The 24530-nt window shown below is 72.7% G+C and carries 22 protein-coding genes; 8 read left to right on the top strand and 14 right to left on the bottom strand.

Going from position 1 to position 24530, the window contains the following annotated elements:
* Nucleotides 1-11 precede the first annotated feature (11 nt).
* The 3 genes from AC5L3X_RS32315 to AC5L3X_RS32305 form a co-directional block, all read right to left on the bottom strand.
* Nucleotides 12-890, bottom strand: coding sequence for an amidohydrolase family protein (locus AC5L3X_RS32315; protein WP_494862070.1), 879 nt, complete (start codon nt 888-890; stop codon nt 12-14).
* A gap of 72 nt (nt 891-962) precedes the next feature.
* A complete protein-coding gene (locus tag AC5L3X_RS32310) occupies nt 963-2159 on the bottom strand; it encodes an acyl-CoA dehydrogenase family protein (RefSeq protein WP_494862068.1) in 1197 nt (398 codons plus the stop codon).
* A complete protein-coding gene (locus tag AC5L3X_RS32305; protein WP_494862067.1) occupies nt 2156-3481 on the bottom strand; it encodes a CoA transferase in 1326 nt (441 codons plus the stop codon). The genes AC5L3X_RS32310 and AC5L3X_RS32305 overlap by 4 nt, the downstream gene beginning before the upstream one ends.
* Nucleotides 3482-3616: 135 nt before the next feature.
* Between AC5L3X_RS32305 and AC5L3X_RS32300 the strand changes: the two genes are divergently transcribed.
* The 6 genes from AC5L3X_RS32300 to AC5L3X_RS32275 all read left to right on the top strand — a co-directional run bounded on the left by AC5L3X_RS32300 (nt 3617) and on the right by AC5L3X_RS32275 (nt 11163).
* Nucleotides 3617-4597 carry a MaoC family dehydratase gene (locus AC5L3X_RS32300; protein WP_494862066.1) on the top strand — a complete coding sequence of 327 codons (981 nt, stop codon included), beginning with the start codon at nt 3617-3619 and terminating at the stop codon, nt 4595-4597.
* A 100-nt stretch (nt 4598-4697) separates the two neighbouring features.
* A complete protein-coding gene (locus tag AC5L3X_RS32295) occupies nt 4698-5468 on the top strand; it encodes a GntR family transcriptional regulator (RefSeq protein WP_494862064.1) in 771 nt (256 codons plus the stop codon).
* An 84-nt stretch (nt 5469-5552) separates the two neighbouring features.
* Complete coding sequence (locus tag AC5L3X_RS32290) at nt 5553-6647, top strand: ADP-ribosylglycohydrolase family protein (RefSeq protein WP_494862062.1); 1095 nt, start codon at nt 5553-5555, stop codon at nt 6645-6647.
* Between the two features lie 143 nt (nt 6648-6790).
* Nucleotides 6791-7525, top strand: a complete 735-nt coding sequence (locus AC5L3X_RS32285; protein ID WP_494862061.1) for a hypothetical protein — start codon at nt 6791-6793, stop codon at nt 7523-7525.
* Between the two features lie 114 nt (nt 7526-7639).
* The gene (locus tag AC5L3X_RS32280) at nt 7640-9676 is read left to right on the top strand and encodes an NACHT domain-containing protein (RefSeq protein WP_494862059.1); all 2037 of its coding nucleotides are present in this window, start codon (nt 7640-7642) and stop codon (nt 9674-9676) included.
* A 134-nt stretch (nt 9677-9810) separates the two neighbouring features.
* Nucleotides 9811-11163: an acyltransferase family protein gene (locus AC5L3X_RS32275; protein WP_494862058.1), complete on the top strand. Its 1353-nt coding sequence runs from the start codon at nt 9811-9813 to the stop codon at nt 11161-11163.
* Nucleotides 11164-11184: 21 nt separating this feature from the next.
* Here the strand turns inward: AC5L3X_RS32275 and AC5L3X_RS32270 are convergent, their stop codons facing one another.
* The 7 genes from AC5L3X_RS32270 to AC5L3X_RS32240 all read right to left on the bottom strand — a co-directional run bounded on the left by AC5L3X_RS32270 (nt 11185) and on the right by AC5L3X_RS32240 (nt 18915).
* The gene (locus AC5L3X_RS32270; RefSeq protein ID WP_494862056.1) at nt 11185-12600 is read right to left on the bottom strand and encodes an MFS transporter; all 1416 of its coding nucleotides are present in this window, start codon (nt 12598-12600) and stop codon (nt 11185-11187) included.
* A 205-nt stretch (nt 12601-12805) separates the two neighbouring features.
* Nucleotides 12806-13159: an ArsR/SmtB family transcription factor gene (locus AC5L3X_RS32265; protein ID WP_494862055.1), complete on the bottom strand. Its 354-nt coding sequence runs from the start codon at nt 13157-13159 to the stop codon at nt 12806-12808.
* Nucleotides 13156-13602 (bottom strand): SRPBCC domain-containing protein, encoded by a 447-nt coding sequence (locus AC5L3X_RS32260; RefSeq protein ID WP_494862054.1) that lies wholly within the window; start codon nt 13600-13602, stop codon nt 13156-13158. The genes AC5L3X_RS32265 and AC5L3X_RS32260 overlap by 4 nt, the downstream gene beginning before the upstream one ends.
* 173 nt (nt 13603-13775) lie before the next feature.
* A complete protein-coding gene (locus AC5L3X_RS32255; protein ID WP_494862052.1) occupies nt 13776-14708 on the bottom strand; it encodes a TrmB family transcriptional regulator in 933 nt (310 codons plus the stop codon).
* Nucleotides 14709-14879: 171 nt separating this feature from the next.
* Nucleotides 14880-16280 carry a metal-dependent hydrolase family protein gene (locus AC5L3X_RS32250; RefSeq protein WP_494862050.1) on the bottom strand — a complete coding sequence of 467 codons (1401 nt, stop codon included), beginning with the start codon at nt 16278-16280 and terminating at the stop codon, nt 14880-14882.
* A 131-nt stretch (nt 16281-16411) separates the two neighbouring features.
* On the bottom strand, nt 16412-17620 hold the full coding sequence (locus tag AC5L3X_RS32245) for a cytochrome P450 (RefSeq protein WP_494862048.1): 1209 nt from the start codon (nt 17618-17620) through the stop codon (nt 16412-16414).
* Between the two features lie 77 nt (nt 17621-17697).
* The gene (locus tag AC5L3X_RS32240) at nt 17698-18915 is read right to left on the bottom strand and encodes an NAD(P)/FAD-dependent oxidoreductase (RefSeq protein WP_494862047.1); all 1218 of its coding nucleotides are present in this window, start codon (nt 18913-18915) and stop codon (nt 17698-17700) included.
* Between the two features lie 216 nt (nt 18916-19131).
* Between AC5L3X_RS32240 and AC5L3X_RS32235 the strand changes: the two genes are divergently transcribed.
* Nucleotides 19132-19842, top strand: coding sequence for a ThuA domain-containing protein (locus tag AC5L3X_RS32235; RefSeq protein ID WP_494862045.1), 711 nt, complete (start codon nt 19132-19134; stop codon nt 19840-19842).
* Nucleotides 19843-19879: 37 nt separating this feature from the next.
* Here AC5L3X_RS32235 and AC5L3X_RS32230 read toward each other — a convergent pair whose 3' ends face one another.
* Together AC5L3X_RS32230 and AC5L3X_RS32225 are read right to left on the bottom strand one after the other, a co-directional pair.
* Entirely contained in the window at nt 19880-20641 is a 762-nt protein-coding gene (locus AC5L3X_RS32230) for an SDR family NAD(P)-dependent oxidoreductase (RefSeq protein WP_189128061.1), read from the bottom strand.
* On the bottom strand, nt 20641-21408 hold the full coding sequence (locus tag AC5L3X_RS32225) for an SDR family NAD(P)-dependent oxidoreductase (protein ID WP_494862043.1): 768 nt from the start codon (nt 21406-21408) through the stop codon (nt 20641-20643). Before AC5L3X_RS32225 ends, AC5L3X_RS32230 begins: the two co-directional genes overlap by 1 nt.
* A 197-nt stretch (nt 21409-21605) precedes the next feature.
* On the opposite strand from AC5L3X_RS32225, the gene AC5L3X_RS32220 reads away from it, so the two are divergent.
* Nucleotides 21606-22631 carry an amidohydrolase family protein gene (locus AC5L3X_RS32220; protein ID WP_494862042.1) on the top strand — a complete coding sequence of 342 codons (1026 nt, stop codon included), beginning with the start codon at nt 21606-21608 and terminating at the stop codon, nt 22629-22631.
* Here the strand turns inward: AC5L3X_RS32220 and AC5L3X_RS32215 are convergent.
* Together AC5L3X_RS32215 and AC5L3X_RS32210 are read right to left on the bottom strand one after the other, a co-directional pair.
* On the bottom strand, nt 22582-23763 hold the full coding sequence (locus AC5L3X_RS32215) for an MFS transporter (RefSeq protein ID WP_494862041.1): 1182 nt from the start codon (nt 23761-23763) through the stop codon (nt 22582-22584). The genes AC5L3X_RS32220 and AC5L3X_RS32215 overlap by 50 nt on opposite strands.
* Before the next feature lie 89 nt (nt 23764-23852).
* A complete protein-coding gene (locus AC5L3X_RS32210) occupies nt 23853-24512 on the bottom strand; it encodes a hypothetical protein (RefSeq protein WP_494862040.1) in 660 nt (219 codons plus the stop codon).
* Nucleotides 24513-24530: the final 18 nt, after the last annotated feature.

Here is a 24530-nt window from a genome sequence, read left to right as displayed (position 1 = left end):
CGCGATCTCCCTCAGATCCGGTAGCAGCGCTCGGCGTTGGCGGCGAACACCTGGTCCCGCTCGGCGGCGGTGAGCCCGCTGGTCGCGTTCAGGTACGCGCCGGCGAGCTGGGCGTACGTGCCGAAGAGCGAGTCGACGGGGAAGTTGCTGCCGAAGAAGGCGCGGTCGGTGCCGAAGACCTCCAGGCAGGTCTCGATCCAGGGGCGCAGGGTGGCGGCGTCCATGGTGTGCAGTGCCATCGGCAGGCCGGAGATCTTGCAGCTGACGTTGTCCAGCCGGGCCAGCGCCGTCAGGCCGTCACGCCAGACGGGCAGATGCCCGGGGTCGGCGCTGTCCGGCCAGCCGGCGTGCTCCAGGACGACCGACAGGCCGGGCGCGTCGCGCAGCACCGGCAGCCAGCCTTCGACCTCGGCGGGGTGGATGACCACGTCGAGCAGGTGGCCGCCCTGGTCGAGCAGCTGGACCAGCCGCCGGGTGACCGGGTCGGCCGGGTCGAACCCGTAGAGCACCCGGATGCCGCGGAAGAGCGGGCTCTCGGCCTGGGCGGCGAGGTCGGCCTCGACGGTGGCCGCGTCGGATCCCGGCTCGACGGCGCCGACGACCGCGCCGACCAGGCCGCCGGCGGGGGCGAGGGTGTCGAGCCAGCGGGCTTCGTCCAGGTGGCTGCCGGGGGCGGTGACGGCGGAGATGTGAACCGCCTTGTCCACGCTGACCCCGGAGCCGGAGACGTCCGCCCGGTAGTCGGCCGGCAGGTAGTCACGCCGGAGACCCGCCATGTCCCCGATGCCGAAGTCGTCCTCGCCCTCGGGTGGGTCGAGCGCCGGATACCACTTGTGCGCGGTCAGATGCCACAGATGCATGTGGCTGTCTACGAACCGGACGTCGGACATCGAGCAACCTCGCTCTCCATCATCGTAAGGATAGTAAAGATACTGTCCATCACAGATGATGTCCATGGAATGTCAGGTCCGCAGCCTGTAGTCCTCCAGCACCCGGCGGCCGATGATCATCCGCTGGATGTCCGCCGTGCCCTCGCCGATCAGCAGCATCGGCGCCTCGCGGTAGAGCCGCTCGATCTCGTACTCCTTCGAGAAGCCGTAGCCGCCGTGGATGCGGAACGACTCCTCGACGACGTCGCGGCAGTATTCGGACGCCAGGTACTTGGCCATGCCTGCCTCCAGGTCGTTGCGCTCGCCGGAGTCCTTCTTGCGTGCGGCCATCACCATCATCTGGTGGGCCGCCTCGACCTTGGTCGCCATGTCCGCCAGCCGGAACAGCACCGCCTGGTGCTCGGCGATCGGCTTGCCGAACGTCTCGCGCTGCTGCGCGTACCTGACGCCCAGCTCGAAGGCGCGCAGCGCGACGCCGCAGCCGCGGGCGGCGACGTTGACCCGGCCCACCTCGACGCCGTCCATCATCTGGTAGAAGCCGCGGCCCGGCGCCTCGCCGAGAACCGCCGCGGTGGGGACACGGTAGCCATCGAAGAGCAGCTCGGTGGTGTCGACGCCCTTGTAGCCCATCTTCTCGATCTTGCCCGGCACCGTGAGCCCCGGCGCGACCTCACCGAATCCCTGCGGCTTCTCGACGAGGAAGGTGGTCATGTTCCGGTAGACCGAGTCGGCGCCCTCGTCGGTCTTCACCAGCACCGCGACGAGCGTGGCCGAGCCGCCGTTCGTCAGCCACATCTTCTGGCCGTCGATGACGTAGCCGTCGCCGTCCCGCACCGCCCTGGTCCTGATGGCCGACACATCCGACCCGCAGCCCGGCTCGGACATCGAGAAGGCGCCACGCACCTCACCGGTCGCCATCCGCGGCAGGTAGTGCCGCTTCTGCGCCTCGGTTCCGTGCCGCATCAGCATGTACGCGACGATGAAGTGCGTGTTGACGATCCCGGACACGCTCATCCAGCCCCGCGAGATCTCCTCCACGACCAGGGCGTAGGTCAGCAGCGACTCGCCGAGGCCGCCGTACTCCTCCGGGATGGTCAGGCCGAACAGGCCCATCTCCCGCATCCGGTCGACGATCTCCTGCGGGTACTCGTCGGCGTGCTCCAGCCGCTGCGCCTGCGGGATGATCTCCCGGTCGACGAAGTCCCGTACGGTGTCGAGGATCTCCTGCTGGACGTCGGTGAGTCCCGCGGTCTGCGCGAGCCGGGTCATCGGCCGTTTCCTTCCTTGTCGGGCGTCTGGACGTCGGGCGTCTGGGTGTCCGGCGTCTGGGTGTCAGGTGCCGGCGCGTGGGGAGCCTGGGCGTCGGGGCCCGGCACGGCCACGATGCGGCGTTCGCGCAGGTCCCGGATCTCGTCGTCGCGCAGCCCGAGGCCGCGCAGGATCTCGCCGGTGTGCTCGCCGAGCACCGGCGCGCGCACCACGTCGCGCCCGGCCGCGTCCGCCGCGATGGGTGAGCCCGGGGCGAGGTGCTCGCCGACGCCGGGCTGGTCGATGACGGCCATCATCGGGTTGGCGCGCACCTCGCCGGCCCGCTCCCCCACCAGGTCGGCGAACGTCCCGTACGCGGACCACAGCACGGAGGTCGTCCGGAGCCGGGCCTCGACGTGTGCCAGGTCGTGCTCGCCGAACCAGCGCTGGAGCAGCCCGGCCAGCGCCTCGCGGTAGGTGAAGCGGTCGCCCTCCAGCGAGAAGTCGGTGCCCAGGGCGTGTTCGAGCGCGGCGACGGCGTCGCCGAATCCGGTCACCGCGAGCAGGTCGCGCCAGTGCCGGGAGGTCAGCGCCACCACCATCACCCGCCGGCCGTCGCGCGTGGTGAAGTCGCGGCCGAAGCCGCCGTACAGGTGGTTGCCGACGCGCGGCCGGGTGACGCCGCCGACCTGGGCCTCGGCGAGGAACCCCAGGTTGCCGGCCATGGCGAGGGCCACGTCGTAGAGCGCCACGCTCATCGCCTGCCCCTGCCCGGTGAGCCGCCGGCGGCGCTCGGCGCTGAGGATGCCGATCGCCGCGTACAGCCCGCAGGCCATGTCCCAGGCGGGCAGCACGTGGTTGATCGGGTCGGCGTGCCCCTCCGGACCGGTCACCATGGGGAAGCCGACGGCCGCGTTGACCGTGTAGTCCACCGCCGGAGTGCCGTCGTGGTGGCCCTCGATCCGCAGGTGGATCAGGTCCGGCCGGTGCTCGGCGAGCGCCTCGTAGGCCAGCCAGGGCCGGCCGGCCGAGTTGGTCAGCACGATGCCGCTGTCGGCGACCAACCTGGCGACCAGCGCCTGGCCCTCGGCGGACCGGAGGTCGAGGCAGAGCGAGCGCTTCGCCTTGTTCAGCCCCGTCCAGTACATGCTCGTCCCGGAGGGGGCCAGCGGCCACCGCGAGTGGTCCGGCGCCCCGCCGAGCGGATCGACCCGCACCACGTCGGCCCCGAGCTGCGCCAGCGTCATCCCGCCGAGCGGCGCCGCGACGAACGTCGAGATCTCAACGATCCGCAGGCCGGCCAGCGGCTTGCCGGCGGCCGGAACGGTTCCTTCGACCATCATCAAGCACCCTTCTCACTATTTGTACGGCCATATTGGGGCGTAGCCACAACGGCTGTCAACGGCCACTATTGACGTAATCCCCTCCGACATGAGACTTTGGCCGGACATTTGGTGACCTGGTGTGGGAGGTGCGCGATGACTCGCGTCCCGGTGGACGGACCGTACTTCGAGGATCTGCGGATCGGGCAGCGGTTCGACGCCCCGGCGGCCACGCTCACCGAGGGGCTGGCGGCCGCGCACCAGGCGATCGTCGGCTGCCGGCTGCCGCTGGCGCTGGACCGCCGCCTGTCGCGCCGGGTCGTCGGGGACGTGCTGGCCGCGCCGCACCTGGTGTGGGACGTGGCCATCGGGCAGTCCACGGGCGCGACGCACACCGTGGTGGCCAACCTGTTCTACCGGGGCGTCGTGTTCCGCCGGGCGCCCGCTCTCGGCGACACGCTGCGTACCGTCACCGAGGTCGTCGGGCTGCGGCAGAACTCCCGGCGGCCCGGCCGCGCCGCCACCGGCCTGGCCGCGCTGCGGATCAGCACCACCGACCAGGACGGCCGCCCGGTGCTCGACTTCTGGCGCTGCGCGATGCTGCCGCTGCGCGACGGCACCCTGGAGACCGGGCACGCCGACGATCTGACCGGCATCGGCACCGCCCCCGCCCCCGAGGACCTCGCCGGAGTGACGGCGGGGTGGGACCTGGACGCCTACCGCGCCGAGCGGCCCGGCCCCCACCTCGACGGCCTCACGCCGGGCACGGTCTTCGAGGTGGCGGGCGGCGACGTCGTCACGTCGGCGCCCGAGCTGGCCCGGCTCACGCTCAACGTCGCCAGGGTCCACCACGACGCGCCCGACCGGCTCGTGTACGGCGGCCACACCATCGGGCTCGCGCTGCACCAGGCACTTCGCGCGCTGCCGGACATCGTCACCGTCGTCGGCTGGCACGGCTGCGACCATCTCGGCCCGGTCCGGGAGAACGACACGCTGCGCAGCACGATCGAGGTGGAGCGGATCGACCCCCTCCCCCGGGGAGGGCTCGTCCACCTGCGCTCGCACGTCCAGGCGACCCGGGCGGGCGAAGACCCCGCCGACGTCCTCGACTGGCGCTTCGTCGCCGTCCTGGCATGAGCCGTACCGGCGCGAGCCGCCTTGGCGTGGGCGGCGCCGGCGGGCGGCGGACCGGGGAAAGGCCGGATAGGCTGCATGCCGATCCAGGGTGACGCGCTGCGTGAGTGAGACCGAGGTGGGGATGGCTGCGAGCACCGGTCGCCGGGAGAGCAGCTACGTGGCGCTCGCCCGCGAGGTCCGCAACGAGATCCTGCAGGGGCGCTACTCCGGTGGCCGTCGGCTCCCGACGGAGGCCGAGCTGGCCGAGCGCCACCGGGTGAGCCGCCAGACGGTACGCCGCGCGTTCCAGGACCTGGTCGCCGAGGGCATGGTCTACCGCATCCCGGGACGCGGCACGTTCGCGATGCCCAGGGAGGGCGCCTACATCCGGCAGTTCGGCTCGGTCGACGACCTCATGGGCCTGTCCGTCGACACCCGGATGGACATCACCGTGCCGCTGCACCGGGAGGTCGACGTCGACGCGGCCGGCCGGCTGCGGCTGTCCAGCGACGTCGTCTACGGCCTGGCCTTCCGCCGGCTGCACGACAGCACGCCGTTCTGCCTGACCACGGTCTACCTCCCGCCGGATGTCGGCCGGACCCTGGCCGGGCTGCCCGAGCTGGCGGCCGAGGGCTCGACCAGCGAGGTGACCATCATCGGCCTGCTGGACACCCGGCTGGAGGCGCCCATCGCCGAGGCCGACCAGAGCATCACGGTCGCGCTCGCCGATGAGCCGACCGCGCGGCAGCTCGGCTGCGCCGCCGGGCATCCCCTGCTGCGGATCGACCGGCTCTACCTCGACACCGGCGGGCGGCCGGTCGAGCTGGCGATCAGCCACTTCCTGCCCGAGCACTACTCCTACCGCACCAACCTGCGCCGCAGCGTCACCTGAGCGCACGGCCGGGCCAGGCCCTCGTCCGCGCGCCACTCCGCCGCTACGCTCGTCGGGCCGTCCACAAGAGAGGAGCCCATCCTGGTGAGCGATGTCGCAACAGGAGGTCCGGCGTTGCGGAGCAGGGTGCGCGGCTGCCTGCTCGGCGGGGCGATCGGTGACGCGTTGGGCGCGCCCGTCGAGTTCAGCTCGATCGCCGCCATCCGCCGCGACCACGGCCGGGCCGGGCTGACCGATCTCGCGCCCGACTGGCGCGGCACGATCGGCTCGATCACCGACGACACCCAGATGACGTTGTTCACGGTCGAGGGCCTGATCCGGGCGAATGTCCGTGTTCAGGAGAGAGGCATCGGCGGCGGCGAGACGGCGGTCGTGCGCCACGCCTACCTGCGGTGGCTTGACACCCAGGAGCACCGCTCCCCACCCCCGGCGGACGCTCTCGTCCGCACCGGCCGGCTGCGCACCCGAACGTGGCTGTACTCACGCCGCGCGCCGGGCAACGCCTGCCTGTCCGGACTGCGCGCCGAGACGGGCCCTGTCGCCGCCCCCGGGGCGCCCGGGCCGGTGAATCCCGATTCCAAGGGATGCGGCACCGTCATGCGTTCGGCCCCGTTCGGCCTGGCCGCGCGTGACGCGCGTGCGGCTTTCAGGCTCGCGGCCGACTGCGCTCAGATCACCCACGGGCATCCCACCGGTTACCTCGCGGCCGGGGCCTGCGCCGCGCTCGTCCACTTCCTCGTCCAGAGCCGGACGCTGGCGCAGGCCGTACAGGAGACTCTTGACCTGCTCGCCGAGCAGCCCGCGCATGAGGAGACCAGCGCCGCGCTCCGGGCCGCGGTCGCCCTCGCCGCCGAAGGACGGCCGTCGCCGGAGCAGGTGGAGCGGCTCGGCGGCGCGTGGGTCGCCGAGGAGGCACTCGCCATCGCGGTCTACTGCGCCCTAGTGAGCGAGGACGACATGCGGCGGGCGCTGCTGCTGGCCGTCAACCATTCCGGCGACAGTGACTCCACCGGCGCCGTCTGCGGCAACCTTCTCGGCGCCCGACACGGCGAGGCCGCCCTGCCTCAGCGGTGGCTGTCCCGGCTGGAGGGCAGAGAGACGATCACCGAACTCGCCGACGACTTCACCACCCAGTTCACCGGCGGCCGGGTGGCGTGGGACACGTACCCCGGCTGCTGACCCGTGGTGACGCCCGCGCGCATCATCCGCTCGCGGGGCCCACGCCGGATCCGGCACGGCCGGCCACCGGTCCGGCGGCGCCGGAAGGGGGCCGTTCAGTAGTCTCGGCGAGCCGCCCGAACACTGGAGAGAGGCACGGACGAATGACCGCTGGGATCCGCCGGTCCGAAGGGCCGACGATCACCGATGCCGAGGAGCCCCGGCTCGACTACTACCTGATCCTGCCGGAGACCGGTGCTCCCTCCCCGCGGCCCGGCGGGATCGTGGTCGAGGAGTTCACGCTGGCCGGCGACCACACGGCGATCGGCCTCGACAGCGCCGGGTGGACGGCGACGGACGGCTGGTGGAGTTCGGCGGCGTTCAGCCGCGGGATGCGCACGGACGCGCGCCTGCGCGCCCGGCTCGTCGCGGTCCGCCGTGACGACGCCGAGGTCGTCTACCGCCGGCTCGGCGGGGGCGAGCTGCCCGGCGAAGCGGCGTTGCGCGGCCACTTCCATGACCACCAGCCCCTGGGCGGCTCGGCTCCCCTGCGGCTCGGCCCCGAGCGGGTCCCCGACGGGTTTCGCGACCGGCGGGTCTATCGCGTCCTGTTCGCGAACGACCTTCGCGAGGACGGCCCGCCCCGGCTGCGGTCGGCCTGGCGGATGACACTCGCCGATCCGCCGGCCCGCGTGGCCGGCACGGCGCACCGCCGCGTCGCCGGCGACGACTTCACCTGGGACCTTCGCCGGATCGGTCCCGGCGTGGCCTGGTGTCTCGACCTGACCGCCTGCCTGGCGAGCGCGTCGGACGACACCGTCCGGCCGCTGCTGCGGGAGCTGGTGACGGTGCTGCGCCACTCGGGGCTGATCCCCGTGACGATCGAGCGCTTCGCCTGACACCGGGGCGTCGTGGTGGGTGCGACCGGCAGGACGAGACCGGGCCGCCACCGCGAAGCGTCACGGGCGCGAATCACGCATGGTTCGTGATCGCGCAAGCTAGCATGCTTCGCTATGCGCAGCGGAGGCTTATCAAGCCCTCGGCTCCTGTTCGCGGTCGCCACCTTCACCAGCGCGGCAGGAGCGGTGGCTCTGAACCAGGTGCTCAACGACGGGGTGTGGAGCCCGAAGTGGATCGCGATCGCCTGCGGGGTGACGGCACTCGGCTGCTGGCTGAGTTACCGGTTCACCCTGGTCACCGCCACGACCCCGACCCTGTCCGAGGCCAAGACCCATCTGGCCGAGCTGGTGGCCCACCAATGGGCGGATGAGGCCGCGGCGCGGCGGCAGGGGGACGCGCTGATCCCGGTCTCGTGGAGTGTGACGCACGGCCCCAGGTCCGGCGGGCGGCCGCGCGGGACGGACCCCTGCCTGCGTTCGGACGAGGTCGCCGGGCTGGCCGCCTTCTTCCGCGGGCTTCCCCGCCGCCGGCTGGTGATCACAGGCGGGCCGGGGACGGGCAAGACCACGCTGGCCATCGAGCTGCTGCTGCACCTGATCGAGACGCGCACCGCCGACGAACCCGTCCCCGTGCTGCTGCCGATCGCCGAATGGAACGTCAAGACGCACCCGCGTTTCCATGAGTGGGTGGCCTCCCGCGTGCGTGCGGACTACGCGGCGTTGCGCGGGATCGGGAAGGGCGCTGACGGGACCGACCTGCTGGCCGGCCGCGGGCACGTCCTGGCCGTGCTCGACGGGCTGGACGAACTGCCCGAGGACGCCCGCGCCGGTGTGCTGCGCGAGCTCTCGCGGACGCTGGGAGACCGCGACCAGGTGATCATCACCTCGCGCACCAGGGCGTACAAGGACACCGTGGGCACGACGCGGGCGCTCAAGGGGGCGACCGTCATCGCGCCGAAGGACCTGGACCAGCAGGCCGCCGCGGCGTATCTGGACGCGTGCTTCACCGCGGAGCCCTCCCCGGCGTGGGTGAAGGCGCTGGACGCGCTGCGGGAGGGCAAGGCGCCCGCCCTGGCGTACGTCACCTCCGCCGCCTGGGGGCTCTGGCTGGTCAAGGTCGTCTACGTCGATCGGGACGCCGATCCCGCTCCGCTGCTGAGCGTGCCGGGCGAGGAGAGCGGGGCACTGCGGGAGCACTTGCTGGACGGTCTCGTCGAGGCCCGGCTCGGTCATGGCGGACCTGTTCCCGCCCGAGACGCCGAACGGCTCGCCTGGCTGGCCGGCCTGCTGTCCAGGAACGGGGCGCAGGACCTGGCCTGGTGGCGGATGGTCGACTATGTCTTCCCCGGGCGAGGCCGCCAGCTGGTCTCCGAGTGGGTCGGGGTCCTGGCCGGGGCCGTGATCAGCCTGCCCGCCGCGGTCATGGGAGCCTTGATCGACGACGTCCACTTCGGGGCGATGCTCGGTCTGGGCTTCTGCCTGGGCATCAGCATGCCCAGGCTGTCGGCCACCGACTCGCCCGACTTCGCGCCGCTGCGGGCACGCCGCCGGCTGCTCGACTTCGTCCGCATGGTCGCGGCGAACAGCCCGCTCATGATGTTCGGAATGCCGCTCGGGCTACCGGTGGCCGGTTACATGTGGTGGGCGGAGGGCCCCCTGATGGGCCTGGCGACCCTCGTGGCCGTCGCCGTGCTCAACTGGCTCACGCTCCAGGTGATGCAGATTCGCTCCGCCGCGCCCGACGAGCGGCCGCCGGTGTTCACCGCCGCCGTGACACCCGTGTCCACGTGGCGGGTGAACCGGGCGCTGACCGGCCTGCACCTCGTGAACAGCGTGATCCTCGGCACGGTGCTCGCCTTCGCGGTCGAGCTGTTCAGCTTCGTGGACGCGCAGCGCGGGATGCGCCCGGCCAACGACGCACTGCTCGTCGCCGTGTTCGCCTTCTCCTTCGGTTTCATGGCCCGGCGGCGGGACACCTGGCTCAGATCGGTGATCTTTCAGGGGCACCTGGCCCTGCTGGGCCGAGGCCCCCTGCGGCTGGCGCGGCTGCTGGACAGCCTGCACCGGCGCGGACTGCTGCGCGCGGCCGGCCCGTTCTACCAGTTCCGCCACGCCGAGTTGCAGGAGCATCTGGCCCGACGGCAGGGCTGAGCCTCCGGATCCCCCGGTGATGCTCACCGGGGGATCCGAGGACCTGACGGGAGCGGCGCCACTCGGGAAACGTCTAGACGCCGGCGAATATGGGCAGGTCAGAACCATATTCCTGATAATTCAGATGATCCCTGATGCCGGATGAGAGGACGACTGGCGTGCTCCAGGCGCTGTTCCGCCGCTCGCACGGCGTCGCCCGCGCGCTCAGGCAGGCCGCCGACCGCACTCCACCCGAGCGGGAGCGCCTCATCGACCTGCTGCGCGCGGTCGCGATCTCGATGGTCGTGCTCGGGCACTGGCTGTCGGTCTCGGTGACCTACCGGGGCGGGTTCGGCGGCGCGAGCGCCCTGGAGGTGCTGCCGTGGACCCGCCCCCTGACCTGGCTGTTCCAGGTCATGCCGGTCTTCTTTCTGGTGGGCGGGTTCGCGAACGCGGCCTCCCTGGACTCCCAGCGCCGCCGGGGCGGCACCGCCGTGAGCTGGCTGCTGAGCCGTACGGCCCGACTGGTCGCCCCCACCAGCATGCTCGTCCTCGTCCTGAGCGGCGTGGCCTGCCTGGCCCTGGTCTTCGGCGCCGACCCGAAGTCGGTGGGGACGGCCGTGTGGCTGGCCTGCGTGCCGCTGTGGTTCCTGATCGTGTACCTCGCCGCCGTCTTTCTCACGCCGGTGATGCTCGCGCTCGACCGGCGGGCGGGGCTCGCCGTGCCCGTCGTGCTCATGGCGCTGGTCGCTCTCGGAGACGTCGCCAGGCTGCTCGGCCGGCCCTCTCTCGGCCAGGCCAACTTCCTGCTCGCCTGGCTGGCCGTCCATCAGCTCGGCATCGCCTGGCGGGAGGGCACCCTGCCCGTCCGCCGCGCCGTGGCCCTGCCGATGGCGGCCGGCGGGCTCGCGGCTCTCGTCGCGCTCACCGTCGCCGGTCCCTATCCGATCAGCATGGTGGCGATCCCGGGTGAGCGGCTGCAGAACACCTCGCCCCCGACGCTCGCGCTGCTCGCCCTGGCCGTCACGCAGGCCGGCATCGTCTTCCTGCTGCACGATCGCGGCATCCGGTGGCTCGGACGGCCGCGTCCGTGGCTGGTCATCGTGGCGGTCAACTCCGTGATCATGACGGTTTTCCTCTGGCACCTGACGGCCGTCGTGATCGCCGCACTGGCCCTCTATCCGACCGGCCTGATGCCGCAGCCCGCCACGGGCTCGTCGGAGTGGCTGCTGCTCCGGCTGCCCTGGCTGGCGATCCTGGCCGTGCTCCTCACGGTGCTCGTCGCGCTGTTCGGCTGGGTCGAACGGCGCGCACGGCCGATCACCCTGCCCCAGGCGAACGGCGGGCTCCGCACGGCCGCCACCGTCACCGGCGCGGCGGCCGTCATCGCCGGGCTGCTGGGCGCCGCCCTGGCGGGGCAGGGAGCGCTGCCCGTCCTGATGCTCCCGGTCTATCTCTGCGGCGCGGCCCTGCTCCGGCTCGCCCGCGTCTGTCCCGGCTCCCGGTGACGTCGCCGGGCGATTTCCGGCTCACTGCGAAGACGCGGCCGGTTCCTTCCCGGCTTCCTTGGCTGCCGGTACGGCTGCCGCCGCCGTACGGGGCTCGCCGCGCCGACGCAGCCCGAACCAGATGAGGACCACGCTGACGAGCGTCACGGCCACGTTCGCGCTCAGCCCGAGCTGGATGCCGGTCAGTTCCCCGCTCTGCGTCGCGGCGAGCGAGCTCAGGAGCGGGATGCCGACGGTGATGGCCACCTGCTGGGTCATCGAGGTCAGGCCCGTAGCCAGGCCCTGCTCCTCGTTCGGCAGCCCCGAGGTCGCGGTCACCGTGTACGCGACGATGGAGCTGACGTGCCCGAAGAATCCGATGAACAGGGCGGGGATCAGGATCACGAGCGCCATTCGGTCGGTGCCGAGGAACACCAGGGGGAGGGTCGCCAGGCCCTGCACGGCCAGGCCCGCGGCCAGGACCTCGCGGCTGCCGAAGCGCCCGATGAAGCGGCCCGCGATCACCCCGGCGGCCACGGACGCCAGGCCCGGGACACCGAAGATCAGGCCGGTGGCCAGCGGGGAGAAGCCCAGGACCTTCTGCAGGTAGAGCGTGGTCAGGAAGATCATGGCGGTCTCCATGGTGAAGACCACGAAACCCGCGTAGTTGCCCCACTTCACCGTTGGCCGCCGGAGAATGCGCACCGGGGCCAGCGGCGCGGGCGACCGCAGCTCGATCATCCAGAACGCGGCCAGCAACAGCACGCCGACGACGGCCGAGGGGACGTTCTTCTCGATGACCGCGTAGATCACGGCCAGCAGACCGCCGGTCACGGTCACCGCTCCGGGCAGGTCCAGCCTCACCCGCTCGGGCAGGCTGCTCTCCCTGATCAGGAAGGGGGTGAGCAGCAGGATGGCCACGGCGACCGGGACGTTGATGAGGAACGCGGCCCGCCAGCTCAGCAGGCCGACGAGGGTGCCACCGACCAGCGCGCCGACAGTGAAGCCGGCGGACAGCAGCGCGCCGTTGAGTCCGAGGATGCGGTCGCGAGTCGCGCCTTCCGCGAAGGTGGTGGTGAGCAGCGACAACGAGGCGGGGATCGCCATCGCGGTGGCGAAGCCCTGCAGCACGCGCGCGGTCAGGAGCATTTCGGGATTGGCCGCGAAGCCGCCGAGTAACGAGGCCCCGGTGAGCAGGACCATGCCGGACAGGAACAGCCTGCGGCGGCCGAACAGGTCCGCCAACCGGCCGAACAGCAGAGTGAAGCCGGCCGCGGGCAGCGCGTACGCGGCGGTGATCCAGGGCAGCCCGGTCGATCCCATCCCGACGCCCGCCCCGACCTGCGGCAGGGCGACGTTCAGGATCGAGAAGTCGACGGACAGCAGGAACCCGGCACCGAGCAGGACGAGCAGGATCAACCGCTGCCTGCCGGTGACGGGGAGAGGCGAGGTGGTCACGAGACGTTCCCTTCTGAAGGAAGCCAGAGATCAGCACGCAGCACGGCTCAGCCGGACGGCTCAGCCGGACGGAAATGAGGGCATGGCAGGCTCAACGCCTGGCGATCAGGGAAGCCGGGCCCCCGCGCCGCCCGGCGGAGCGAGCCGGCGCGGGGAGCGCTCCAGCGGAGCGGAACGACCCGGCGGGTAGGGGGAAGGCGGTGAGCTAGGGCGAATCCCGCTCCGCTGCCTCAGCGATGCGCTTGATGTTCGCCAACCGCCGATCCCAGTCGGCCGCGAGCCCGGCCATCCACCGCGCCGTCGCGTCCAGCGCCGCGGGCCGCACCGCGTAGCGCACTTCGCGACCGACCCGGCCGCCGGAGACCAGCCCGGCGGCGTCCAGGACGGCGAGGTGCTTGACCACCGCCTGCCGCGTGACGGGGAGTTGTCCGGCGAGCGTCGTCGCGGTCGCCTCGCCCTGTGCGGCGAGCAGATCAAGCAGCTGACGTCGCGTCGGGTCGGCCAGCGCGACGAGGACGCTGTCGACCGACGCGACGTCGCCGCGACGTTCGTCCGTCACACCGATGCGCGCTCGGCACGCGTCCTGAACGCGTCGAGGACCTGCGGCCACCCGCCGGTGTTGTCCTTCAGCGCCCGGCTGCGCAGCTCCTCGCTCCCCGCCAGCGCCGCGAACCCGCTCTCGACGACTCGCAGCCGCGTCTTGTCGCCCTCGGTGGTCAACGTGAACTCCACGAGGGTGCTGTTGTCCTCGCGCGGTTGCTCTCCAGGGAACGCGCTGGCCCAGCGATAGGCCACGTACGTCGGCGGCTCGATCTTCTCCACCCGCACCGGGAAGTCGCCGTACTCGGCGTTCTTCGCCATCGTCACCTCGCCTTCTCTGGCCACGCCGCCGGACCCGTTCGCCTCGTCGGCCACCCAGAACCCGGGCTCGGTCACCAGCGACCAGACCCGCTCCAGGGGTGCCGCGATCAGGGTTTCGCGCTCAATCCGGTCCTCGCTCATGACAAGGGCTCCTTCGCTGCCGCCATTGGATGTGCAACCCCAGAATTGCACGTCCACCCTCCACGCGCAACCCTAGAGTTGCACCTGGCCGCCCGCGCCAGGAAGCCGGGGTGATCGTCACCAGCGAGGAACCCGACGACCGGAGCCCGCTCTGGACGGCGGCCGGCGCGAACTCAGCGCTTGCGGGCGCCCTGACGGCCCGAGGCGCGCTTGCGCACCGGCGGCACGTCGGAGCCGGCGCCGTTCTTTGCCCCGTTGCGCCCGCCTCGCAGGGCCACGGCGGCGAAGCCGTGGTCGGATCGCAGCCGCGAGAGGTCGGGGTCGTCGCTCCAGAAGCTCGACACGTCCTGCTCCGGGAAGTTGGCCGCCATGAGCTGCAGCGCGATGTCGTGGCGGACGTATTCGACCGCGACCATGACGACCGCCGGGTTGTCGGAGAAGATGCCCCAGGCGTCGGCGCCGACGAAGCCGCCGATGACGCACTCCTGCCGGTCGCCCACCGCGACGAACAACCGGCAGCCGAGGTTCTCCAGGACGACGGGCGGGGGCGAGAGCCGGTGGATGTAGGTGCGCGGGATGGCCGACGGGTCTTCCTCCTCGGCGAACGACATGACGGTCACGGAGACCCCCCGGTCGTGCGCGTCGTGGATCAACGGGTCGAGCGGGTTGTTCTCCTCGGGCCACAGCGACAGGAACAGGTCGCGCTGGGCGCCGGCGACAATGTCGCCGGCCCGCTCCAGCAGGGCCTCGCGCCCGGTGAGGTTGTGGATCAGGTGCAGGCGCGGCGGCGCCGCGATGCCCGGCAGCGACTCGCGCAGCGAGTCGAGGGTCGACTCGTAGTGCCGGCCGAGCCGGTCGAGCAGCGACTTGGGCGGCAGCGGCAGGTAGCTCACGGCGTCTTCGCGGGTGCGCACCTCGTAGATCGCGCCGGACGCGGTCAGCTTGCCGAGCGTCTCGTAGACGGTGCTGCGCGGCACTCCCGAGCGCTTGGCCACCTCGTAGCCGTTGAGCGGCTCGCCGGCCGCCACCAGCGCGATGTAGGCCTTCGCCTCGTAGCCCGACATGCCGAGCACCTGCAGGCGCTCGATGATGCCCTCGGTACTCATGGCTGGCCTGACCTTTCCTGCCGTTGCGTGGGGCCGGGCAACTGGTGGGTGACGTGGGGGCCGTGGGGGCCGTGAACCGTCCGCGGCGACCGGTCGTGGCGTCGGGTGCACGTACACATTACAGCCCCGGCCGCCCGCGCTCGGTCGGGTGCGGCCCCGGATGATCCCCGTTCAGGCACGCGACAGGCGGAGCAGTTCGTCGTCGGTCAGGGTCTTGCCCTCGGCCCGCCCGAGGGCGGTGTCCTCGAACGCGAACGCCCGCGTCAGCGGGCAGGCCGCGAGGAAGGCCACCTTCTCGCCGGCGCGCGGACGGCGCTCGGGGATCGGCCGCGACAGGTCGACGCGCACGCCGTCCTTGATCACCTCGTGGATGGCCCCTTCGCGGGTCAGCACGGTGATGTCGGCCAGCGGGTCGCCGTCGACCACGATCACGTCCGCGAGGTAGCCCTCGGCCAGCGCGCCGACCTCCCCCTCCATCTTCATGGCCCACGCGGCCTTGGAGGTGGCGGCGGTGATCGCCTCCATGGGCGAGAAGCCGGCGTAACGCACGAGCATGTCGAGCTCGCGGGCGTGCCACTCGCCGCACGGCGTGACCGCGAAGCCGGTCTCCGAGCCCGTGATGACCCGCGCGCCGAGCCGGTGCGCCTTGCCGATCATCTCGCCGGTTACCTCCAGCTCGGCCTTGAAGATGTCGAGCAGCGCCGGTGCCGTGCCCACCTTCTCGCCGTAGTCGACGAGGTTGCCGAGCAGCGTCAGCGTCGGGCAGAGCGTGGTGCCGTTCTCCAGCACCGCCTCGAGCGCGGCCTCGTCCATGTAGCTGGAGTGGTAGATCATGTCGATGCCCGCCTCGGCGGACTCCTTCGTGCTGACGGAGTTGCGGCAGTGGCCGACGACCGGCGTGTTGAGCTCGTGGGCGGCCTCGACGACGGCTCTGATCTCGCGCTGCGACCAGACCTTGACCTCGGGGCCCTTCACCGAGGGGATGAGCCCGGTGACCATGATCTTGATCCAGTCGACCCCGTGCTTGACCTGGCGGCGCACCTCGCGGGTCATGCCGTCCAGGTTGTGGACGACCGTGGCGTAACCCGTCGTGCCCTCGTCCTTGATCAGCCGGCCGGCGGTGCCGCCGAGCATGGTCATCAGGGCGTTGCCGCCGGCGCGCATCCGGGGGCCCTCCACAATGCCGGCCTCGATCGCGTCCCGGAGCTCGACCCCGATGTTCCAGAGGCAGTCGGCGTCCATGACGCCGGTGACGCCGGCCCGGAGCACCTTGCCGGAGTTGTGGGCGGACAGCATGGAGCTGTACGCCTCGGTGCGGTGGAAGAACAGCTCGTCGTTGCCGGTCGGCTCGCCGAAGGACAGGTGGGTGTGCGCGTCGATGAGGCCCGGCATGACGGTCTTGCCGGTGGCGTCGATCCGCTGGAGGTCGGGCGCGCGCGCCGCGAGCTCGTCGGCCGCGGCGCCCAGCGCCGCGATCTTCCCCTCACTGATCAGCACGGTCTCGCCGGCGCGCGCGGGAGCGCCGGTTCCGTCGATGACGGTTCCGCCCTCGATGGCGATCATCTGCGACATTCAACTCTCCTCACGAGAAAGCCGGGGCCGGCCGATCGGGGCACGGCCGTGACCGCCCGCGATCCGCCGCCGGACCTCTGCTGATCCTGCGTCGGTACGTTGCTTAGTGTCAAGGAGCTTAACGACCAGTGTCACTCCGGCGTGACAGCCGCTCCGAACAGCACCGGGTAACCCCCGAAGTGGTCCCGCTTGGAGTGCGCCTCCTTCACCGGCGGGCTGGCCGGGTCGAGGCGTACGCCGTGGCGCAGCAGCTCGCGCACCATCAGCGGAACCGTGCCGAGCACGTGCTCCGCCTCGCCCTCCTTGGGCACGGTGCCGCCGTCGAGCTCCATGCCGATGCAGGCGTGCATGCCGCCCCCGAAGGTGTGGCCCCACGGCTGGACGCCGGCGGGCGTCACCCGGTCGGGGTCGAACACCGCCGCGTCCGGCCCGAACACCTCCGGGTCGGTGTTGGCCGCCTTGATGTCCATCCGGACGCGCGTACCGGCCGGGATCGACCGCCCGTCCCGTAGCGTCACGTCCTCGACGGCCTCGCGCAGCGCCTCGGGGCTCGCCGGGTGCAGCCGCAGGGCCTCGTGTACGCAACGCTGGACGAACAGGTCGTCGTCGAGGCGGTGCGCCTGCTCCGGATGCCGCTCCGCCCAGCGCAGGATCTCGTCGACCGCGTGCGTGAAGGCGTCGGAGGTGCTGTGCGAGCCCGCCTGGAGGTAGAAGGCCACCTCGCGGAGCATGACGTCCCGCTCGATCCGCAGTTCCTCGCGGTTGCGGACCAGCGCCATCAGCACGTCGCCGGGGTAGGCGTCCTCGGGGACCTCCGGGTCCTCGGCCAGCGCCACCCGCCGCTCGTACGACGGCGTGAAGAACATCGCGTCGAACCGGCCAAGCGCCTCCGCCACCTCGGCCCGTACGACCTCGGGGTCGCGGGTGGTGTGGATCAGGGTCGCGCCCTCGGAGAACTTGATCGCGAACTCCTGCAGCGCGTCGGTCTCCTCGACCGAGCCGGTCGTCCGGTCGATGCCGGCGACCTTCGCGGTGAGGTTCATGACGGTCCGGGTGCCGAGCAGCACCAGGTCGGCGTGCCCCTGCTTGATGACGGGAGTGAAGGCCTCGTCGATGATCCGCGGGACGAGGTCGGCCTCCCAGGTCTTGAACGTGCCTCGCCGGAAGAGCCGGTTCTCGACCCGGCGGCGCAACTGGTGGTCGGGCCCGTGCAGGTCGAGCAAGGTGTCCCGCATGACCACGCCGCCCGCCGTGTAGAGACCCTGGCGCAGTCCGCGCTGCCGGAAACCGTCCCAGAGCTCCTGGTAGCGCCTCAGGGTCACGGTCGAATCGCTGAGCATGTGTCACTCCTGCCGTCGGTCTGTGTCTGCTGCTGCTGGAGAGCCTGGTGGACGCCGTCCATGGTCATGCCATGACCTCATGCGATCTCCTCAAGCGGGCCCTCAAGCGGGTCCTCGTGGGGCACGCCGCCGGGGAGCGCGCGGCCGAGGGCGCGCAGTTCCCGGCCTCTTCCCACGCCCGTGACCGCCTGGACCCGCCCGTCCGCCACGGTCCTGGCGAGGAACTCTCCGGCCTGCCCACCGGCTCCCACGACACCGTCGACGACCACCGGCGCGGTGGCGTCCGGCCAGCCGGCCACCTCGAGGTGCACGTCGTACTGGTCGGTCCAGAACCAGGGCGACTCGTCCAGCGGGGCGGGAGTGCCGGTGATGGCCGCCGCGACGGCTCCGGCCTGCTGGATCGCGTGCTTCCAGTGCTCCACGCGCTGGTGGCGGCCTCGGTGGGGGACGAACTGCTCGGTCACGTCGCCCGCGGCGTACACGTCGGGTGCGCTGGTGCGGCCGAACGCGTCGGTGCGGATGCCCGCGCCCACGTCCAGCCCCGCCGCCGCGGCCGGCCCCGTGTTGGGCACGGCGCCGAGGCCGGCGACCACCACCCGGGCCGGCAGCCGCTCGCCGTCCTCCAGGACGACGGCCTCCACCCGGTCGCGCCCGGTGATCTCCCGCACCGACCGGCCGAGCCGTAACCGCACGCCGTGGCCGCGGTGCAGGTCGGCCAGCATCTCCCCCACCGGGGCGGGCACCAGGCGGTGCAGCGGCGCGGGCAGCGGATCGACGGCGACGACGTCGGCGCCGATCCGGTTCAGCGTGGCGGCGACCTCGGAGCCGATCAGCCCCATCCCCACGACCACGACCGGGGTCCCCGGCGCGACCTCGGCGCGCAGCCGGTCGGCGTCGGCGAGGGTCCGCAGGAGATGCACGCCGCGCAGGCCGGCGCCGGGGAGGGCGGGTCGCCGGGCGGTCGCGCCGGTGCACAGCACCAGCACGCCGTACGGCAGGCGGCGCCCGCCGACCGTGACGCAGTGGTCGCCGGGGTGCAGCTCGGTCACGCGCTGCCCGAGCACCAGCTCGATGTCGCCGTCGGCGTACCGCCGCTCCGGCGCGACCAGCAGGTGGCCCGGGTCGCGCGTGCCCGCCAGGTAGCCCTTGGACAGCTGGGGACGCTCGTACGGCAGGCAGTCCTCCTCGCCGATCAGCAGGATGGGCTCACTCCAGCCGTGACGCCGCAGCGCGAGGGCGACGGTGGCGCCGGCCAGGCTCGCGCCGACGACGATCGCCGGGCCGCGCGCGCTCACAGCCCGTGCCGCACCGCGGCTGCGCGCTCCGGCTCACCGGCCGCGTCGGACCATCTGAACAGCACCACGTGACGGAACACGCGCACTCCCTTCCGCATGCGGGCCCGGTCACCCGGAACGGCGTCGCCGGGCGGCGGGCGAGGAGCCTTTCCAGCGACGGCCCCGCTGCGTCAGAATGTAGTCGTTAGACGCCTCACGTCAAGAAGGGTCACAAGCATGCCGGAGACGACACCGAGATCGGCACTGATCCTCTCGGGAGGCGTGGCGCACGACTTCCCGGCGAGCAGCGCGGCCCTGGCGGGTGTTCTGGAGGAGGCCGGGTTCGCGGTCGGCGTGACCACGGACGTCGAGGGGGCGTGTCTCGGCCTGGCCGATCGTGACCGGCGGCCGGCGCTGCTGGTGCTCAACATGCTCAGGTGGACGATGCTGGTCGAGCGTTACGCCCACCTGCGGGCCGAGTGGTCGATCTCGCTGAGCGACGCCGCGCGGGAGGCGCTGTCCGGCCACGTGCGGGACGGCGGCGGGCTGCTCGCCATGCACGGGGCCAGCATCTGCTTCGACGACTGGCCCGGCTGGCGCGACCTGCTGGGCGGGGTCTGGCGGTGGGACCGGTCCTCGCATCCGCCGCTCGACGGTCCCGTGCGCGTCACCGTGGCCACGGGCGGTCACCCGATCGTCGACGGGATCGGCGACTTCGACGTCGTCGACGAGGTCTACGGCTTCCTCGACCGCGCGCCGGACGTGCGCGGCCTGATGAGCTCGCCGCACGGCGGCGCCGACCATCCGCTGCTCTGGGCGCGCGAGGTCGGCTCCGGCCGCGTGGTGTACGACGCGCTGGGACACGACGGGCGCTCCTACGACGCGCCCGAGCACCGCCTCATCGTGCGCCGCGCCGCGGAGTGGGCGGCCGGCGCGCCGTCGTACTGAGGTGGAGACCGCCGACGGTCTTCCCCGGGGATGTTCCTCAGGCGTGGGTGACGCCGAGGGCCAGCCCTCCGTCGACGGTCAGGATGCCGCCGGTCACCCACTCGGCTCCGGCGAGGTACACGACCGCCTCGGCGACCTCCTCGGGGGTGCCGATCCGGCCGAGCGCGTGCGCGCCGGCCAGGCCCTGCAGGCGGGCGTGGGCCTCCTCGGGGGTGCCCAGGCCGGCGCGTTCGTTGATCTCGGTGTAGACCGCGCCCGGCCGCACGCAGTTGACGCGCACGCCCTGCGCCCCGAGCTCGGACGCCAGCACCCCGGTGAGCGACTCGAGCGCGCCCTTGGTCGCCGCGTACGGGGACGCCCCGGGAAAGGCCCGCTGGGTGTGCACCGAGCCGAAGAAGATGATCGACCCCTTGCTCCGCGCCAGAGCCGGCAGGGCGAGGCCGGACAGCTGCACCGGGCCCACCACGTTGGCGTGGTAGAGGTCGAGCATCCGCTGCTCGTCGAGCTCGGCCAGCGCGCCCCGGTACATGTTGCCCGCGGCGTTGACCAGCGTGTCGAGGCCGCCACCGTGCTCGACGGCGGCCTCCACCAGCCGCTCGCGGTCGGCCGCGACCGTGACGTCGCCGGGCACCGCCAGGCAGGCCGGCCCCAGCTCGCCGGCGACCTGCCGGATCTTGTGCTCGCGCCTGCCGGAGATGGTGACGCGGGCGCCGCGCTCGACCAGGGTCCGCGCCACCCCCGCCCCGATGCCCGAGCCGCCGCCGGTCACCAGGATCGACGTGCCGGCGATGTCCCGCATCAGAGCCCCACGGAGTCGACGGTCTTCGGACGGGCCAGGTTCCGCAGGGCGGACTTGGTCAGACCGCCGTCGACGGCGAGCACCTGCCCGGTGATGTACGCCGCGCCGGCGGACCCCAGGAACAGCACGCAGTCGGCGACCTGCTCGGCGGTGCCGAGCCGCCCAAGCGGCACCTGCGCCTGGCGCTGCTCGCGTACCTGCTCGTCGGCATAGATCGCGTCCGACATGCCGGCCAGGATGAGGCCGGGGGCCACGGTGTTGACCCGGATGCCGGCCGGTCCCCATTCCAGCGCCATCTGCTCGGTCAGGCGGATGACGGCGGCCTTGGTGGCGGTGTAGGCGCCGGCGTTGGGCGCCGCCGCGATGCCGTTGATCGAGGCGATGTTCACGATGGCGCCGCCGCTCGCGGGCTCCATCATCGCCGCCGCCTGGCGGGACACCAGGAAGGTGCCGGTGAGGTTGACCTTGAGCACGGCCTCCCAGTCGTCGAGGCTCAGGGTCCGCAACGGGCCGAACCGCACCAGCCCCGCGTTGTTGACCACCAGCGCGGGCGCCTCGTCGAGGGCCTCGAACGCGGCGACGACCGACGGCTCGGACGTGACGTCCACCTTGCGGGCCACGGCGGACTCGCCGATGTCGGCCGCGACCTCCCGCACCGACGGCTCGTCGACGTCCCAGAGAGCGACCCGGTACCCCGCCTTGGCGGCGTGGCGGGCTATGACCGCTCCGATCCCGCTGCCGGCCCCCGTGACAACCGCCAAGCCCATCTCGCTCTCCTTCGCGTTCGTCATCCCCCAGCAGACACATCCGCCGGCTCCCTCGCCGGATGGGAACGGGCTCCCGCGGGTGCGTTCGCACCTGTGCACATGCGTCGCTATAACACCAACGACGCTAGTATGACATAGGCGCATCCGTCCATACCGCTCACCGCGATTTCCCGCTCGCGGCCGCCGAAGGAGCCACTGTGACCGATCACGACCAGTCCGTTCCCACGCGAGACCCCGGCGTGATCGACGTGCACGCCCACGCGGTGCTCCCCATGACGCAGGGAGCCGCCGGGGCGGCCGGCCCCGAGCTGGGCAGCGCACCCGACGGGCGGCCGTTCTACCGGGTCGGCGAGTACGTGCTGCACGGGGTCCGGTACGAGGGAAGCGCGTTCATGGACGTGAACGTCCGGCTCGACGGCATGGACGCCGCCGGCATCCACCGCCAGCTGCTGTCCCCCAACCCGCTGACCTACTTCAACGACCTCGACCCGGCCACGGCCGTCCGCTACTGCCGGGCGCACAACGACGCTCTGGCCGAGCTGGTCGGCGCCCACCCCGGACGGTTGATGGGCGCGGCGCAGCTCCCCCTGCGGGACGTCGGCGCGTCGGTCGCCGAGCTGGAGCGGGCCGTACGCGACCTGGGGCTGCTGGCCGCCTACATCGACACCGACCCCGGACGCCCGCTGGACGACCCGGCGATGGACGCCCTGTACGAGGCGGCCGTCGGCCTGGACGTACCGGTGTTCGTGCACCCGACGCCCATCGGCGCGGGCGGCCCGCCCGACGATCCCCGGCTGCGCAGGTTCGACCTCGACCTGCTGTTCGGGTTCGCCTACGACGAGACGCTCGCGGTGGCCGCCCTGGTCTTCGGCGGCGTGCTCGACCGGCATCCCCGGCTGGACGTGTGCCTGTCGCACGGCGGCGGCGCGCTGGCGTACGTCGCCGGCCGGTTCGCCCGGGCGGTGGCGGCGCCGCGGCCGTGGGTGCCCGGCTTCCTGCTGGAGAACGGAATCGAGCCGTACCTGCGCCGGCTGTGGCTCGACACGCACGTGCACAGCGGGCGTTCGCTGGAGCTCCTCGTCGACGTGGTGGGCACCGACAGGCTCGTCTTCGGCACCAACTTCGCCGGGTGGGACGCCGGGGGCGCCCGGGTGACGGACGAGGTGGGCGACCTCATGCCGGTCCTGTCCGGCAACGCCGCCCGGCTGCTGCGCCTGGCGTGACGGGCAGCACCCGGTGGGCCCAGCCGTACGCGGCGGCCGCGAGCAGCAGGAGCACGAGGCAGACCGCCCAGGGCGCCTCGTAGCCGTCGGTGGCGTCGGCCAGCGCGCCGAAGCCCCAGGGCGCGACCAGGGCGCCCGCGTAGTACCCGGTCATCGTGACCCCGGACGCCCGGCCCACGGATTCGGGCGCCCGGTCGATGACGACCGCGTGCGTCAACCCCGCGCCGGCGAGGTTCGCCGACACGCCCAGCACCGCCCCGGCCGCGAGGAGAGGCAGCCACCAGCGGGCCCCGGCGAGCAGCCCGGCGATGCCCACCGCCGCCACCACGCAGACCAGCGCGACGAACACCGCCCGCCGCCGAGCGCCCAGCCGGTCCGCCCATCGCGCCGCGCCGAGCATGCCGGTCAGGCCGAACGCCGTCCCGGCGGCCATGAGCTGCCCGGCCTGCGCCAGCGGCAGCCCGGCTTCGTCGTGCACGTACGTCACCATCCACGACTGCAGCGGCTGCGTGCCGCAGATGAACAGGAAGGCGGCGAGGGGCAGCGTCCAGAAGCCCCGCCGCAGGGGCGGCTCCGCGCGGGCCGTGACCGTGGAGCCGCCGCTCCGGGGCAGCGTGAGGAGCACGGCGAGCGCCACGACGCCGCCCGCGGCCGCCAGCGCCCAGGCCACCGCGCGCCAGCCGGCCGTCTCGGCCCACCCGCCGCCCAGCGCCAGCACGCTCGCGATCGCCGGCACGCCGGCCGTCTTGAGGGTCAGCGCGAACCCGCCGATGCCCGGCCGGACGACCGCCATGACGGCGAGGTTGGTGCCCACGTTGCCGAACGCGTACGCCGCGCCGGCCGTCACGGCCACGACCGCCAGAACCGGATAGTTCCCCCACGACGCGGCGGCGGCCCCGCCCAGGGCCACGGTGACCATGTTCAGGGCCAGGCAGTTCCGGGCGCCGAGCCGCGCCCCCCAGCGGGCCGCGAGCAGCGACGTCAGGCCGGTGAACCCGAAGAACAACCCGATGAGCAGGCCCAGGCCGGCACGGCTGACGCGCAGCTCCGCCTGCAGGGCCGGGCCGACGAAGCCGAACAGGAAGCCCGGGCCGGCGCCGAGCCCGATGGCCAGGCCGCACACGGTGATCACCGCCCACATCCCCCGGCCGCGCGGAGACCGCCCGCCCGCCGTCCGGACCTCGGACGCGGCCCCCTCGGGACCGGCCGGGCGGTCGCGACTCAGGACGCCCCGTCGCTCAGGCCGTCGTTCAGGCCATCGCCCGGACCGGCACCCGGTCCCTGTCTCGGAGCGACGCCCGGACCGTGGCCCGGATCGTGGCCCGGATCTGCGGTGATGTCCGTGGACACCGTCCATACGCACGGCAGGTCCGGCGCGACCGGCGGCGTGACCGTCCAGGCTCGCCCGCCGTGGGTGTCGATGGTGCGCACGCACCGGGCGCAGTATCTCGGGCGTCCCGCCGGGACTCCCGGCACCTCCCCTTCGGCCACCGTCGCCGTCGCGGGGTTGTCGCGCCAGTACCGGCCCCCGCTGCCGCAGGCATGTCGGAACGTCGTCGTCGCGCCGTCGGTCTCGACCGTGCCCACCGAGCCGTGGGCGCGCAGCAGCGCCGCCACCTCACCCGCGTCGACGCGCGTGCCGACCAGCTCGTCCAGCCCGACGCTGGCCTCGCCGACCAGCCGGGAGATGACGTCGTCGAGGGGGCGGTCGGTGGCCGCTATGTCCAGCAGGCCGGCGATGAGGGAGATCAGCCGGTCGTGCAGCTGCCGCCACCGGGCGTGCTCCTCCTCGACCAGCGCGAGGACGGCGTCCTCGGGCGGTGGATCCATCAGCCGCAACCGCTCCGGCAGAGGCGTCAGGTGCGGAGGGTCGGCAGCCACGGTGTCTCCTCTTCGGCG

Source organism: Nonomuraea sp. CX421 (assembly GCF_059358955.1).
Note: the sequence above shows the minus strand (reverse complement) of the source record. Positions and strands in the feature narration are given on the sequence as shown.

Excerpts from the sequence above, each read along its gene's own strand:
- AC5L3X_RS32230 (WP_189128061.1), bottom strand. The coding sequence starts at position 20,641 with ATGCGGGACATCGCCGGCACGTCGATCCTGGTGACCGGCGGCGGCTCG.
- AC5L3X_RS32285 (WP_494862061.1), top strand. The coding sequence starts at position 6,791 with ATGACCGCTGGGATCCGCCGGTCCGAAGGGCCGACGATCACCGATGCC.
- AC5L3X_RS32300 (WP_494862066.1), top strand. The coding sequence starts at position 3,617 with ATGACTCGCGTCCCGGTGGACGGACCGTACTTCGAGGATCTGCGGATC.
- AC5L3X_RS32250 (WP_494862050.1), bottom strand. The coding sequence starts at position 16,280 with ATGTCGCAGATGATCGCCATCGAGGGCGGAACCGTCATCGACGGAACC.
- AC5L3X_RS32225 (WP_494862043.1), bottom strand. The coding sequence starts at position 21,408 with ATGGGCTTGGCGGTTGTCACGGGGGCCGGCAGCGGGATCGGAGCGGTC.
- AC5L3X_RS32275 (WP_494862058.1), top strand. The coding sequence starts at position 9,811 with ATGCCGGATGAGAGGACGACTGGCGTGCTCCAGGCGCTGTTCCGCCGC.
- AC5L3X_RS32260 (WP_494862054.1), bottom strand. The coding sequence starts at position 13,602 with ATGAGCGAGGACCGGATTGAGCGCGAAACCCTGATCGCGGCACCCCTG.
- AC5L3X_RS32245 (WP_494862048.1), bottom strand. The coding sequence starts at position 17,620 with ATGCTCAGCGATTCGACCGTGACCCTGAGGCGCTACCAGGAGCTCTGG.
- AC5L3X_RS32280 (WP_494862059.1), top strand. The coding sequence starts at position 7,640 with ATGCGCAGCGGAGGCTTATCAAGCCCTCGGCTCCTGTTCGCGGTCGCC.
- AC5L3X_RS32310 (WP_494862068.1), bottom strand. The coding sequence starts at position 2,159 with ATGACCCGGCTCGCGCAGACCGCGGGACTCACCGACGTCCAGCAGGAG.
- AC5L3X_RS32305 (WP_494862067.1), bottom strand. The coding sequence starts at position 3,481 with ATGATGGTCGAAGGAACCGTTCCGGCCGCCGGCAAGCCGCTGGCCGGC.
- AC5L3X_RS32255 (WP_494862052.1), bottom strand. The coding sequence starts at position 14,708 with ATGAGTACCGAGGGCATCATCGAGCGCCTGCAGGTGCTCGGCATGTCG.
- AC5L3X_RS32315 (WP_494862070.1), bottom strand. The coding sequence starts at position 890 with ATGTCCGACGTCCGGTTCGTAGACAGCCACATGCATCTGTGGCATCTG.
- AC5L3X_RS32235 (WP_494862045.1), top strand. The coding sequence starts at position 19,132 with ATGCCGGAGACGACACCGAGATCGGCACTGATCCTCTCGGGAGGCGTG.